Annotated in this window: 11 protein-coding genes; 8 read left to right on the forward strand and 3 right to left on the reverse strand. The window is 62.3% G+C overall.

The annotated features are described in order from the left end of the window. Nucleotides 1–38 precede the first annotated feature (38 nt). Nucleotides 39–1,331 (reverse strand): HlyC/CorC family transporter, encoded by a 1,293-nt coding sequence (locus FJ319_02290; GenBank protein MBM3933124.1) that lies wholly within the window; start codon nt 1,329–1,331, stop codon nt 39–41. Between the two features lie 377 nt (nt 1,332–1,708). Here FJ319_02290 and FJ319_02295 point away from each other — a divergent pair, with 377 nt between their 5' ends. From FJ319_02295 to FJ319_02330, 8 genes are all read left to right on the forward strand, one after another. After that, complete coding sequence (locus tag FJ319_02295) at nt 1,709–2,800, forward strand: branched-chain amino acid aminotransferase (GenBank protein MBM3933125.1); 1,092 nt, start codon at nt 1,709–1,711, stop codon at nt 2,798–2,800. A gap of 28 nt (nt 2,801–2,828) precedes the next feature. Continuing rightward, a complete protein-coding gene (locus tag FJ319_02300) occupies nt 2,829–4,355 on the forward strand; it encodes a hypothetical protein (protein ID MBM3933126.1) in 1,527 nt (508 codons plus the stop codon). Nucleotides 4,356–4,423: 68 nt separating this feature from the next. Further along, nucleotides 4,424–5,884: a hypothetical protein gene (locus FJ319_02305; GenBank protein MBM3933127.1), complete on the forward strand. Its 1,461-nt coding sequence runs from the start codon at nt 4,424–4,426 to the stop codon at nt 5,882–5,884. A 120-nt stretch (nt 5,885–6,004) separates the two neighbouring features. After that, nucleotides 6,005–6,601: an NADP oxidoreductase gene (locus tag FJ319_02310; GenBank protein MBM3933128.1), complete on the forward strand. Its 597-nt coding sequence runs from the start codon at nt 6,005–6,007 to the stop codon at nt 6,599–6,601. Nucleotides 6,602–6,674: 73 nt separating this feature from the next. After that, nucleotides 6,675–7,655, forward strand: a complete 981-nt coding sequence (locus FJ319_02315; protein ID MBM3933129.1) for a magnesium transporter CorA family protein — start codon at nt 6,675–6,677, stop codon at nt 7,653–7,655. A gap of 352 nt (nt 7,656–8,007) precedes the next feature. Continuing rightward, complete coding sequence (locus FJ319_02320) at nt 8,008–8,829, forward strand: dioxygenase (GenBank protein ID MBM3933130.1); 822 nt, start codon at nt 8,008–8,010, stop codon at nt 8,827–8,829. 81 nt (nt 8,830–8,910) lie between these two features. After that, nucleotides 8,911–9,960 (forward strand): hypothetical protein, encoded by a 1,050-nt coding sequence (locus FJ319_02325; GenBank protein MBM3933131.1) that lies wholly within the window; start codon nt 8,911–8,913, stop codon nt 9,958–9,960. A gap of 7 nt (nt 9,961–9,967) precedes the next feature. Then, a complete protein-coding gene (locus FJ319_02330; GenBank protein MBM3933132.1) occupies nt 9,968–10,600 on the forward strand; it encodes a hypothetical protein in 633 nt (210 codons plus the stop codon). A gap of 28 nt (nt 10,601–10,628) precedes the next feature. Here FJ319_02330 and FJ319_02335 read toward each other — a convergent pair whose 3' ends face one another. Continuing rightward, complete coding sequence (locus FJ319_02335) at nt 10,629–13,193, reverse strand: efflux RND transporter permease subunit (GenBank protein ID MBM3933133.1); 2,565 nt, start codon at nt 13,191–13,193, stop codon at nt 10,629–10,631. Nucleotides 13,194–13,276: 83 nt separating this feature from the next. After that, nucleotides 13,277–13,756 carry a MarR family transcriptional regulator gene (locus FJ319_02340; GenBank protein ID MBM3933134.1) on the reverse strand — a complete coding sequence of 160 codons (480 nt, stop codon included), beginning with the start codon at nt 13,754–13,756 and terminating at the stop codon, nt 13,277–13,279. Nucleotides 13,757–13,761: the final 5 nt, after the last annotated feature.

A 13,761-nucleotide genomic window follows, 5' to 3' on the forward strand; every position in this document is an offset into this window, starting at 1 on the left:
TGGTGCTCGTTGCGGCAGAATCCCCCTTTCGGGTGATTCTAGGCGGCGCGGGCCGAGTCCGGCTTCTTTACCGTGACCTTCTCGATCCTGGGCCCGCGGGTCTGTGAGACCACGAACGTCAGGGCGCCGTAGCTCAGGCGGTCGCCTTTGGATGGGATACTGCCAAGCTCACTCATCACAAAGCCGGCTACCGTCTCGTACTCCCCGTCCGGAATTTCGAGATTCAGCATCTCATTCAGCTCGTCGATGCGCATCGATCCGTCGATCTGGAACTCCGTATCGCTGACAGGGCGCACAGTCTCTTCCGCCCCTTCCTGTCGTGACTGTCCGACGATCTCGCCCACGAGCTGCTTGTACGTAACCATCCCGGCGATGCCGCCGAACTCATCGACGACGACCCCGGTGCTCATGCCGTTCTGGCGCATCTCGTGGAGAAGCTCCAGTACCTCCTTGGTCTCAGGGACAAAATAGGCCGGGTGAGCGTACCTTTCGATAGGGCCGGCAGGGTCAATTGCGCCCTGGCCGCTTGCTTTGACGAACTCCTTGACGGACAACATCCCGACCATGTTGTCCACGCTCCCGTCGCAGACGGGGAAGTGGCTGAAGTACTGGTGGGAGTTGAACATAAGGAATTCGGCTACCGTCATTCTGCGGTCTATCCACACAATCTTTGAGCGGCGAGTCATGATATCCCCCACATGGCGGCCGCCGGCCCGGAAGACCCTCAGGAGCATATATGCCTCGGTGTCCTGTACCGCGCCGGTGCGGCGGCCGTGGGAGATGAGCGACTTGATCTCCTCCTCGGTAATGCCCGGCTCAGGGTTTTGCTTTATCCCCAGAATGCGCAGCGCCAGGTGAGTGGTAACGCTGAGCACGGCGGCGACCGGGGCGAACAGCTTTGCGACGAGCATCATGGGGCGTGAGAGCGCGGATGCGATGGTCTCCGGGTGGCTTAGCGCGAGCTGCTTGGGCACGAGCTCTCCGATAATTAGAGAGGCGAAGACGATCACCGCGACAACAACGGCGAAGGCGATCTCTTCGTTGTAGGCGCCAACGTACGGCAGGCCTGCGAGCGCGGGGCTAATGTCTTCTGCGATTCGCGCTCCGCCGAAGGCGCCTGAGAGGATGCCGATTAGAGTAATACCAATCTGTACAGTGGAGAGGAAGCGTGTGGGGGACTGGCCAAGTATCAGGGCAGCCAGCGCACCTTGATCGCCCTGGTCGGCGCGGTGCTGTAGCTTCGTCCTGCGGGCGGACACTACCGCGAACTCCGCCATGGAGAATACGCCATTGGCGAGGATCAGTACAGCGATGATACCGACTTCAAACATGCGAGGAGGCTCCTGGGTGCTCTCCCCGAGACAGGCAGAGCGCCCAGGCCATTCTAGCACCTGAGGGCATTTGGCCGTACGGCTTCCAGGAGCCTATTCCAGGAAAAACCCACGCGAGCCACCCAGAATGAACTCTGGAAGGATGCATTGCCGCTGCGATCGTCGCCGTCCGTGGAGTGAGTTGTGGTAGAATGGCGCTGATATGAAAGCTTGCCTTGCGATCGGTGTCTCCAGGGTAGCTATGATCGCCACGGTAGTAGTACGTGGCCGGTTACCTGTGGGGAGGAATTAGGCTCGTCCGGTCGCACCGGACACCATCTCTGGACCTCCCTGAACGGGAGGTTTTTTTGTGGAACGGACATACCAAGGAGTAGACGATGTCACGAGCAACGGAGCTTAACGACGGCAGGTCCACAGAAGGCCAAAAGAGCGCCGCTCCGCAGGCGAAGAAGGCCAACCTGGGCTTTGGCCGGACATTCACATCACACATGTTCGTCATGGAGTGGACCAAGGACCGGGGATGGCACAGCCAGCGGATAGAGCCGTATGGCTCGCTTACCCTGGACCCGGCGGCGGCGGTGCTGCACTACGGGCAGGCGCTGTTCGAGGGGCTGAAGGCGTTCAAGACACGAGACGGGCGCATCGTGATGTTCAGGCCGGACCGCCACTTCAAGCGCATGAAGGAGGGGGCAGCACGGCTTGTGATGCCCGAGATCGACTCCGACACGGTGATGAAGTGGCTCGTGGAGCTCGTTACGAAGGATAGGAACTGGGTCCCGTCCGAACCGAGTACGGCGCTTTACATTCGCCCCACGCTGGTGGCGACGGAGCCGTTCCTTGGGGTGAGGCCATCAGAGAGTTATCTGTTCTTGATCATTATGTCGCCAGTGGAGCCCCTATACGGTCTAACGCCCAGGCCGCTGAAGCTGTGGGCGGAGACGAAATACGTGAGGGCGGCCCCCGGCGGCCTGGGCGCATCGAAGACAGCCGCCAACTACGTCGCCAGCCTGGCAGGCTCGGTGGCCGCGAAGTCGAAAGGGTTCGACCAGGTGATCTGGCTGGACGCAATCGAGCGAAAGTACGTGGAAGAGGTCGGCACGATGAACCTCTTCGCCGTAATCGACGGCGAGCTGGTCACGCCGCCGCTCGGGGACACAATCCTGCCTGGGGTCACCAGAGACTCCATCCTCACCCTCGCGAAGGAGTGGGGCCTGAGGGCAAGTCAGCGCAGGATTTCGCTGGAGGAGATCGTTGCTGCCGACCGGTCCGCCAAGCTGCAGGAGATATTCGGCTGCGGCACGGCGGCTGTGTTGTCCAGGGTAGGGCAGCTCGCGGGAGATGGGTTCGATATCGCCCTGCCGATGCGCGACGGGTCATACGCCCAGCGCTTCTACGACGCCATCACTAACGTCCAATACGGCCTCGCGCCTGACACCCACGGGTGGCTGAAAGAGGTGCGCCAGGGGTGAGGCCCATCTCGTCGCCGGGGGTGATTCAGTGCCTCAGCAATCGAGTCGGGCCAGACCCGTAAGGCGCGCGGCCAAGCCCAAGGTCCTCTTTGCAGCCCCGCCCAGCGATGTTGCCACCGCCTGCATCGCCCGGTACGCCCGCTCCAGGGCCCCGGAAACGCGCGTACTCTTCTCAGACATCGCCCGTTATCCTGGCCTGATAGCGGAGATGGGGCCGGAAGCAGAAGGCATCGAGGGGACGGTTAACAGTTATGATCCTGAAACGGGCTTCGAGGCCGCTTTCACCGCCAGATTCAACCGGCCCCTGCCCAGCTACGCCGCAGCCACCCACGACGCCGTCCTTCTCCTTGCCTACGGGCTAGAGCGCTCAGGAGGCGTGGGCGGCGAGTCCCTGGCCAGGGCTATGGGCGAGGTGGTCGACGGGACCGGGCACACCACCGGATGGGACCCAGCGGGCGTCAAGGACGCCCTTGGCGCAAACCGGAGCGGCAACCTCCCCAACGTCTCAGGCGGAACCGGCGGTCTGGCCTACAGCCCGGACCTGCGCACGGAGCTAAGCTCTTCAACTTACGGCCACTGGAAGGTCTCAGGCGGGAAGTTCGTCTTCCAGGAATTCATCTCGACCTCGCCGGATGCCCATGAAGGCTCCCTCTCGGCCGAGTCGCTTTTCCGCACGCTGGCCTCGGAGAGCAAACGCGATAACGGGACGGCCACGGGAGCATCCGCGGCCTATGACCCTGGGCCGCGTGCGGGTCTGTGGGCGCTCATCGTCGCTGGCTTGGCCGGTTGGGAGAACTACCGTCACCAGGCCGACGCGCTGGCCTTCTACCAGCTACTGCGATCACGCGGCGTGGCTGATGACCGCATTGTGCTCGCCATGGCGGACGACATCGCCGGCAGCCCGCGCAACCCGGAGCCGGGCATAGTAAGGAACTACCCCGGCGGCCCCAACCTGCACGAAGGCGCGAATATCGATTACCGCACCTCCAGCCTCTCGGAAAGCGACCTCAGCGCCATTCTGAACGGAGAGAGCACCACCTCCTTGCCGCACGTGATATCTGCCGGGCGACAGGACAACGTGCTGCTATTTATGGTGGGCCACGGCGGTCGGGCAGGTTTCTATATGGGCGTTCATAGCGCCGGAGACAGCGTTCAGGAAGGCGAGGCCACAGTACTTGACTCTGCCGAGCTTGCCGGGATGCTGGGATCCCTGTCGGCTTCCGGCAGGTTCCGGCGGCTCCTCATCGTCGTGGAGGCATGCCACGCAGGTGCTCTGGGAGCGGAGATCAAAACGCCCGGAGTCCTGCTTATCACGGGCGCCAATGCGACCGAGAACTCGCAGGCGTCAAACTACGATGTCAAACTGAACCAGTTCCTCGCGGACGACTTTGCCTGGGAGCTCTTCAGGCTTGGTTCCGACTCGCCTTCACTCTCACTCGACGAGGCGCACCGCATTGCATACGTCCGTGTGAAGGCATCCCATGTCTCCGCCTACAACGAGGACCGTTTCGGGGACATGGCCACGGTTACGCTGGCCGAATTTATATCCCCGTAGCAGCACGCCCCCCGCGGCGCCTCTTTACTTTGAGATATATTCGCGTCAATTGACGCGAATAGTTCGCCATGCTAGATTCACCCTCGAACCACAGCACGGAGGCGACCGCTTTGCTCACGCCCATCCAGTACGAGCCCAAGCCGTACCTGCTACGCTCCAACTCCATCTTCTTTCACGACTGGAGGTATGTCTTCGAGGGCAACTTCAACTGGAAGACGACCGCGGAGAAAGAGGAGGGACGCTACTTCAAGGACCTCAAGGAGCCGGCGAAGTGGACCGCAATCGATATGCCGTACGGCATTCGCCTCCGCACCGTCCAGTCGCAAAACACCGAGCCGTTCCTGGACGTGGGCAAGCCCTGGGAAGAGCACCTCAGGCACCCCAGCGTTGTACTGGATAGTGGGATCTATCGCCTCTGGTACGGCACGCGCAAGAACATGTGCTACGCGGAATCGGACGATGCCTTCACGTGGCGCAAGCCCAGGCTCGGCATCCAGGAGATCGAAGGGAGCAAGCACAACAACGTTGTAATCGGCATGAAGATGCCGCCGCAGCCGGACTACTTCAACCTGGGCAACGTCTTCGTAGACCCGTCTGCGCCAGCCACCGAGCGCTACAAGGCGCTGTATATGCGCCGCATCGCGCCGGACGTGATGAAGGCATTCACTGCCAAGTATCCCGGCGAGCTCAGCCCGCACTACCAGGATGGAGCGGATGAGGACATCGAAAAGGAGGTCCTCGCCGTTGGCGGCGCGGTCTCGGCGGACGGCCTACGGTGGAAGCCGACGAAGCTTCCACTGACGGTCCACAGGGCCGATACACAGAACATGATGTACTTCGACGAGGTCCGCAACACATACGTCGGCTACTTCCGCACCCACGTCTTCCGCCGCCGCTCCATCGGCCGCGCGGAGTCGAAGGACTTCAGGCACTTCCCCTTGCTTGACACGATCATCTGGCCGGACGCGAGCGTTGGCCCGTCGGACGTGTGGTACTCCATCGGCCGCGTCTCGTATCCCGGCGCGCCGGACTACCACCTGATGTTCGCGGGGGCATGGCACGTCACTGAAGACAACTGGTACCACCGGCCGGCGACCAGCCCGGACGGCGTCATGTGGGGCTGGGTGCCCGGCGAGCGCCCTATCACCCTGGGTGACGGGCGCGCGTGGGACGCCGGCTGCATCTCCATGGGCGCGGGCATGGTGGCGCTACCCGGCGACCGCGTCGGCATCCCCTATACCGGATACCACATCCCGCACAAGTACCCCCGCTCGCCGGGGCTCGGCAAGTTCGCGTGGGCTACGTGGCAGAAGGGCCGCGTCGTCGCGCTTGAGGCGGAAGAGCGCGGCGAGTTCATCACCAAGCGCGTCCGCTTTGAGGGGAACACCCTGCGCGTAAACGTGAACACGAAGCACGTGGGGAGCCTTGCCGTGGAGGTGGTAGGGGAGGGCGGCAAGCCCATCGAAGGGCGGTCCTTCGCCGACTGCGATGTCATCAGCGGTGACCACCTGGACAAGGTGGTCACCTAGTGCGGAAACTCGGACCTTGGCCGCAAGCCCGGAGAGCCCCTTATGTTCCGCGTGCGGCTGAACGCCGGCAAGCTCTACAGCATGAAATTCCAGTAGTAGATCGCACACGGGGGACAGCCCATGCCATCCAAACCAAAGATAGCCATCATCGGTGACGGCAAAGTGGGCTCGGCACTGAAGCGCGGGTTGACCCGCGGCGGCTACGATGTGCGGGCGGTGGGACGCGAGCCGAAGCAGGTCGCGGAAGTCGCTAAATGGGGCGACGCCGTCATACTGGCGATGCCTTACGCCGTGCGTGAGGCCGTCATCGCTGGCGTAAGGGATGCCGTGAAGGGCAAGACGGTGGTGGACGCCACCAACGGCCTGGACAAGGGCCTCACGATCCTGACAGACCCGCGACGCGAGAGCGGGGCGGAGCAGGTTCAGCAGTGGGTGCCGGAGGCGAAGGTCGTCAAAGCGTTCAATAACGTCTTTGCCGAGACGATGGACTCCGGCAAGGTGAACGGGGAGGCCATCGCGACCTTCGTCGCCGGCAACGATGATGCCGCGCGCAAGCAGGTGGTGGCTATGGCGATGGCGATCGGCTTCGACGCGGTGGAAGCCGGCAGCCTCGAGAACGCCCGGTTGATTGAGATGATGGGCAACCTCACGATCACGCTCGCACACCGAGTCGGCATGGGCCGCAACTTCGGCTTCAAGATCGTCCGAGGCGGCTGACGTCCCACACGGGACGGCGCGGATGTAGTAGACTCCCTTCCGTGAACGCAAACGAGAGGACCCTTCACTTCACATGCCCGACACAAGACCGGTAATCCTAACCGGCGCTCCAAAAGAAAAGCCCGTCTACGCGGAGGCCAACGGCCTCAAGTGGTACCACGTCAAGGCCGTCACCGTAGAAGAGCTGGACTTCGTTGGCAAGCTCTGCCAGGTCAACCCGTTCGACCTCGCGGACTGCATCTCGCAAAAGCAGCTCCCCACGGTCGTCGTTAGGGGCGACTACCTCTTCGCCATCATCCACTTCCCCCGGTTCGTCCCTGAGAAGCAGACGGTCGTACCCCAACAGGTCGGAGTCATAATCGGCACAACGTTCATGGTCACCGTCTCCCAGGCTGAGGTGAAGCCGGTCGACCGGCTCTTCCAGCGTTGCTTGACAGAGTCTCTTGTTCGCCGGCAGGTCATGGACGGCGGCACCGGGGAGGTGCTTTACCGCGTCCTGGACAAGATGGTGGACTACCTCTTTCCCATGTTGGACAAGGTGCTCGAGGCGATGGAGTCCATCGAGGACGACGTCTTCGACGAGCGAGTCTCGGTGGCGCGAAGCGTCAGCATCCTGCGGCGGGACATCACGGACCTGCGGCGGATACTGTTTCCCATGCAGCGCCTGGTCACAGACCTCCGCGCAAAGACGAAGAAGTACTGCAGGGTGGATATGGACCTGCACTACGAGGACCTTTACGACCGCGTCGCCACCGTCTGGACGACGCTGGAGAGCGCCAAGGAACGCGTCGACATCTACAAGGACACGGACTACGTGATCAGCACGGAGAAGACGAACAAGATCCTCTCAATGCTGACGATAATCTTCACGCTGTCCATCCCCGTGACCGTTGTGGGCGCGCTCATGGGCATGAACGTCCTCGTGCCAGGTGGGGTAGAGACCGGGCCCTGGATGTTCCTTGGCGATTACACCACGTTCGTCCTAATGATCCTCATCTCCCTCATCCCCGCCGGGCTTATGCTCCTCCTGTTCAAATGGTGGCGCTGGATATAGGTCCTAAGAATCTCAGACCATGTTCGATTGCAGGGCTCTGCCAACGCATCGTCCGAGCCGGTTTCTGAGGATTCCCAGTTGGCGATGCAGCCACGCTGATCTCACAGCTCCCCGAAGAGCGCACGCAGTGCGCCACTACGGGGAGAGGGGCCACAGGCCGTCTGGCATTGGCCTGCTCAGGCTGGTTCTGACAAGTCCAACTCTTCTAAAATGTCTGACTTGATTCCAGATAGTTGCACTTGCAATGATTGTACAGTGCTCGTATAATGCTTCTGAGGGCCAACGCCCAGCGCGCACCGCGAGGTATGCCATGACTAACAACACCACTCTCGCAACTAAGGAGCATCCGGAGATGGCCGGCCCCATGCCGGCCCTGTTCGTCGCTCACGGCGCGCCGTTCGTGACTCGGGACGGTGCGCCTGTTTCCCTGCAGGCCAGAGGCGGCCCCAACTGGATCGCCGGGCTCTTCAAGGACCTGAACGAGCTCGCGCTGTCCATTCCCAAGCCGCGAGCGGTGCTGATTCTCTCCGCGCACTGGGAGGAACGCCCGGTGACCATCGGCGCGACAACGACGGTGCCGCTGACGTACGACTTCTACGGCTTCCCGGAGCAGTTCTACCACTTCGAGTACCCGGCACCCGGCGCGCCGGAGCTGGCGGAGCGCGTCCGCGAGCTGCTTGGACCCACGCAACAGGTTGCGGAAAACCCGGAGCGCGGCCTTGACCACGGCGCGTACGCTCCGCTGGCGGCGATGTACCCGGACGCGGACGTGCCGGTCCTCCAGGTCTCGCTGCCCACAATGGACCCTGAGACGCTCTTCAAGCTGGGGCAAACGCTCGCGCCGCTCCGCAACGAGGGTGTGCTGATCGTCGGCAGCGGCTTCATCACGCACAACCTGCGCACGGTAGACCTGCGCGCGGACGCGCCGGTGCCGTCCTGGGCCGCGGATTTCGACTCGTGGAGCGCCGAGGTGATGGCCGCGCATGACATCGACCGGCTCGTTACCTACAAGGAGATAGCGCCGGGGGTGCGCTTCGCGCTGCCGACGCATGAGCACTTCGTGCCGTCTATCGTCGCCGCTGGCGCCGGCACAGAGGGGCCGAGCGACGTCAAATTCCCGCTGACGGGCTTTATCATGGGCTCCTTCACCCGCCGGTCCGTGAGGTACGGGTAACGGTGCGGCGAAAGACGTTGCCCTCTCCACCGTTCCGGTAGATAATGTCCACCGTCACCCGGAACGCCATGTGGAGAAGATATGGAAGCCACACAAATAGCTGAGGCTCGTCCGCGTACATCGTTCGCCGGGCGCATCCCATGGCTATGGTACGACCTCACATCCAGAATCCCGGTCCCGCTGTGGGTGCTGTCCATTCTTGTGGGCGTTTCCGCATACCTTGGGCTTGCCTTCGCAGGATGGCTCGCGGGCGATGTCGAGAGGTTGTTGCGCGACTATCGCTTCGCGCTGGCCTCCGGGATTACCGCTTTTGCGGCGCTCGGAATGGGGCTGGCGCCGTCATCGTTAAAACGGCTCCAGGAAAAGCTGTCTGCCTGGATAGTGCCGGTAGGCGATGGGTCAGCCGACTTCCAACAGGCGACCTCCAGGGCTTTGATGCGGTTCTTCTGGCCGGCGTTCTTGCTGATCTTGATTGGCCAGTCCCCTTCGGTCATTAACCCCGGTGGCGATCCGTGGACCAGAGACTTCCCCGACCCTCGGGCCTTCAGCCCCATATTGGCGCCTCTGTACGTTGTGTTCGCCTATTTCCTGGGTGGTGCCATCTCCATAACCTTCGGAGGTTTGATCGCGATCGCATACCGGCTGAAACGCTGCGTGACGTTTCGGCCCGGCATCGTGCTGGCCGGCAAAGCCGCTTTCGCTCCTCTCAGGAACCTCATCCTGACGATGTGGGCAACGAGCAGCGGTCCGCTGCTCGTGTTCTTTATCCTGGCCACACTGGTCAGGGAATCGGTAGTAACCGACTACGCGCTGGCATCTGTTGTCCTCACACTGATACTCGTTACGACGATGATCCCTCATCTGTTCATAAATAGCTTGCTTGCCCGAGAGAAGGCGAAGGAGCTGCGGGAGATACAGAGCGAGATCACGGCCACGGCGAATACTCCGGAGACGGCCGATTCAACGGAGATCACACGCCGCATGTTCCGTTTCCAGGTGCTGACTCACCAGCTCCAGCAGGCCCAGGCCTTCACGCCCACGCTCATGGACATCCGTTTCTTCATTCAGGTCGGAACGAGCATCACAGGTATCGTGCTGGCGAACGTTTTGCTCAGGAACTTACTCGGATAGGTGAAACATGGCCGTCATCGAAAAGCTCGCTTCATCCCGCGGTCGGAGGGATGAGGAGCCCAACATAGCGCTCGCAAAAGAGATAGCCTTCCGGGGCAACCGCGCCGCCGTCGAAGAGCTTACCCAGGCCCTCCACGGCAAGGACAAGGCCGTCAAGAGCGATGCGATCAAGGTGCTATACGAGCTTGGGGCGCTCAAGCCGACGTTGATCGCCGACCATGTTGAAGACTTCGTGAAGCTATTGGGGAGCACGGATAACCGGCTTGTCTGGGGCGCAATGACGGCCCTCGGGAGCATTGCGGATATCAGGGCGGACAAGATCTGGCAGAATATTGAGCCGGTGATCAAGGCTACGCAGACCGGCTCCGTAATCACGCAAGACTGGGGTGTGCGCGTCCTGGCCACCGTGGCCGCGAAGCACGAGCGCTACCGCTCCCGGCTCTTCCCGTTTCTCATGTTGTTCCTGCAGGCCTGCGAGCCGAAGGATTTTCCTAGGCACCTGGAGAGCATCGTCCCCGCCATTAACGCAGACGGCATGAAGGCCGTTCTGGAACTGGTGGAGCAGAGGCGGGTGGTCCTTAACGCCACGCAGGCAAAGCGCGTGGACAGGGTTGTGAAGTCGCTGGGCACAGCCGGATAGCGATGCGGGCGTCCTCGCTTGTGGACCGTCAGTGCGCAGCCGGCGAAGTGACAGGCATTCCCTCCGCTTCGCCTGTCCCGACGCCGTCAGGGACCTTCGGCCCCTTGCGGCGCAGGAGGCTGTAAATCACCGGCACGACGACGAGCGTGAGGAATGTGGACGTTATCAAGCCGCCCACGACCACCGTGGCGAGCTCCGCGCCGATAATGCCGGAGCCGCCGCCGGTCAGGCCCAGGGATAACGGCAGCAAAACAAAGACCGTCGTCAGCGCCGTCATCAGTATCGGGCGGAGGCGCGTGCGCCCGCCCTGTACCAGGGCATCCCGCAGTGTCAGCCCGCGCTTGCGAAGGTCCTCTACGAACGCAATCAGCACAATGGCGTTCGTCACCACCAGGCCTATCAGCATCAGGATACCCATCAATGCCGGCAGGCCGAGCGCCCGCTGGGTGACGAACAGGCCGCCGATCGCGCCTATGGACGCCAGCGGCAGGCTCACGATGATCACGAAAGGCGATACGAACGACCGCTGCGTGACAACCATGATCACGTACACGAGGACGATGCCCGCCAGCATGGCGATGCCCATCTGGGCGAACGCCTCGTTCATATCCTCGAACACGCCGCCGGTCGCCAGCTCCACGCCCGGCGGCAGCCCCGCGGCGTCCGTCGTCTTCTTTACCTCGGCCTGCAGGGCCTGGGGGTTCTTTGCGGTGATCGTCCCCGAGATTGTTATCGCCCTTCGACCGTCCACGCGCTTGACCGGCGTCATCCCCTCGAAGCCCGGCGCGGGCGCGATTCCGTCGTGCGCCACGTTCTCCGTCCCCTCCAGCTTCGCGATCTCGGCCGTCAGGGTGTCGGCTGCCGCGCTCATCCGGGCGTAGTCTTCGCCCAGCAGTGTCAGCTCCAGCAAGTTCCCGCCGAAGCCGTCCGCATCCGTTTTCGTCACGGTGATGCTGCGGGATGGTCCCGGCAGTATTGTTTCAAGCTCGTCCGCGATGGCATCGGCGTCCGCGCCTTCGACAAGGGTGACCTGCACGGATGCGGAGTCGGAGCGGGTCCCGCCTGCGCCGAACTGTGTGGAAGCCCCGTAAGTAGACTGGTAGACTTCCACGTCTCCACGCGCCTTCAGCGCGCCGAGCACGCCCTCAACCTCACTGAGCTGGGCCATGACCTGGCCGGAGTCCTGTGCCCCGGGTACGGTCACGTTGACATTGAGAACGACGTTGCCTGAGCTTGGCAAGAAGCTCATGGGCACCAAGGCAGTGAGCGCCAAACTGCCAATAAACAGCGCGCCGGCTATCGACAGCGTCAGCGCCTTGTGTTGCAGCGCCCAGCTGAGTATCCCCGTGTAGGTACGCTCCATTCGCCCGCCATGCTGCTTCTCCGTCTTTGTGATAAGCAGCGTTCCGAGCACCGGCGTGATGGTGAGCGCCACCACGAGCGAAGCGACCAGCGCATAGGTGATGGTGAGCGCGAAGGGGACGAATATAATGCTGATGAATCCGCCGATGAGTGCAAGCGGCGCGAACACGGCTATGGTTGTCAAGGTGGACGCCGTGATCGGCATCGCAACTTCGCGCGTCGCGTTGAGTGCGGCCGTGCGCCTGTCCTCTCCCATCTGGATATGGCGGTACACGTTCTCCATGACCACTATGCTGTCGTCCACCACCCTGCCGACGGCGATCGCCAGTCCGCCCAGCGTGAGAATGTTCAGACTCATGCCTTGCCACGCCATCGCGATGAACGCTGCGAAGATGCTGACTGGTATTGAGACGGCGGTCACGATCGTCGGCCGCACACTCAGCAGGAACGAAAAGATGATAATCACCGTAAGGACTGAGCCGATGACGACGTCGCGCGTGAGGTCGTTTATCGCGTGCTCGACGTCCGGCGCCTGGTTCAAGACCTCGACAAGCTGGATGTCCTGCGGCAGGGTTGGCGAGATGATCTCCAGCCGCTCCGTGACGCGGTTGGCAACGTCCACGGTGTTCGCATCAGGGTGCTTGAGCACGCTGATCGGGATGCTGGGAAGTCCGTTGGTGCGGGTAATGGAGAGGCCGCTGCCGGCGCCCAGCGGTGCCTCCGCGCTGTACACGCCCTCCACGCTCTGTATTGCGGGGAGAATGCGATCGTTTATGATCCCTTCCAGGTCCGCAAGGTCTCTCTCGCCCAGCACGCTAAGCTGGATGATAGGGAATTCGTCGGGGTTGATACGCGCGACGCGTGCAGGCTGCACGCCCTGGGGAAAGCTGATCGCGTTGACCTTCCTCTCGATCTCCGCTTGTAGCGCCTCCATATCCACGCCGAAGTCAGACTCAATAATGATCTGTGACAGCGAGGGCGCCGAAATGGTGGTTACCCTCCCGGCCTCCCCAACGTCATCCAGCGCCCGTTCGATTGGGATGGTGACGTCGTTAAGCACGGTTTGCGCGTCCGCCTCCGGATAGAAGACGGCGACAGTTACAAGAGGGAAGTCGAAGTCGGGAAGGAGCTCAAGCTGTAACTTGCTTAGACTGAATGCCCCTCCGGCGATGACTGCGGCTGTGAGAACGAGTGTGAGGACTCTCGCGCGGAGCGCAAGACGTGTAAGCATTTCTGTTTCCTGTTGGATCGGTCCGTTTCGGCAAGGTGGCGCGAAGGTTCGGGCTTTTCAGCGTGGCGTTCGGGAAGGGGTTGCTATGCGTCTCGCCCCGGCACGGCCGGATTGGGCTCAGCTTTTCGCTCGCTCATCGACCAGTGGAGTATACGCATTGCCTCGGCGACGGTCTGAAGCTCGGAATTTCCCAGGCGTCCGAATATCCCCTCGGAGTCGATCAGCCAGGACTCGCGAAGCCTGCGGGCAAGCTGCAGGCCCTGGTCCGTGAGCTCGCACAGCACAAGGCGGCGGTCGGCAGAGTCCACACGGCGCTCCACCATGCCTGCCTTGAAGAGCTTGTCAATCAGGTTCGTCGCGGCGGGCAGCGTCACACCCAGCGCCTGGGCAATGGCGCTCATGGTCGCCGGCTGCTCGTGGAACAAAAGGAACAGCACTTTGAGCTGGCCGAAAGTCAGGTCCTGCTCAATCCACGCGCCGATGTGCCGCCTGGACGATGCCCGCATCATCCCTTCCCGGAGGGCATGGATCTCGTCTATAAGCCTTCTTCTATCGTCAGCCATTTCCC

Source organism: SAR202 cluster bacterium (assembly GCA_016872355.1).
Taxonomy (GTDB): Bacteria; Chloroflexota; Dehalococcoidia; order Lucifugimonadales; family VGZY01; genus VGZY01.

Coding starts and splice junctions, on each gene's coding strand:
- FJ319_02310 (MBM3933128.1), top strand. CDS start 6,005: ATGCCATCCAAACCAAAGATAGCCATCATCGGTGACGGCAAAGTGGGC.
- FJ319_02320 (MBM3933130.1), top strand. CDS start 8,008: ATGGCCGGCCCCATGCCGGCCCTGTTCGTCGCTCACGGCGCGCCGTTC.
- FJ319_02325 (MBM3933131.1), top strand. CDS start 8,911: ATGGAAGCCACACAAATAGCTGAGGCTCGTCCGCGTACATCGTTCGCC.
- FJ319_02290 (MBM3933124.1), bottom strand. CDS start 1,331: ATGTTTGAAGTCGGTATCATCGCTGTACTGATCCTCGCCAATGGCGTA.
- FJ319_02330 (MBM3933132.1), top strand. CDS start 9,968: ATGGCCGTCATCGAAAAGCTCGCTTCATCCCGCGGTCGGAGGGATGAG.
- FJ319_02295 (MBM3933125.1), top strand. CDS start 1,709: ATGTCACGAGCAACGGAGCTTAACGACGGCAGGTCCACAGAAGGCCAA.
- FJ319_02305 (MBM3933127.1), top strand. CDS start 4,424: ATGCTAGATTCACCCTCGAACCACAGCACGGAGGCGACCGCTTTGCTC.
- FJ319_02335 (MBM3933133.1), bottom strand. CDS start 13,193: ATGCTTACACGTCTTGCGCTCCGCGCGAGAGTCCTCACACTCGTTCTC.
- FJ319_02340 (MBM3933134.1), bottom strand. CDS start 13,756: ATGGCTGACGATAGAAGAAGGCTTATAGACGAGATCCATGCCCTCCGG.
- FJ319_02315 (MBM3933129.1), top strand. CDS start 6,675: ATGCCCGACACAAGACCGGTAATCCTAACCGGCGCTCCAAAAGAAAAG.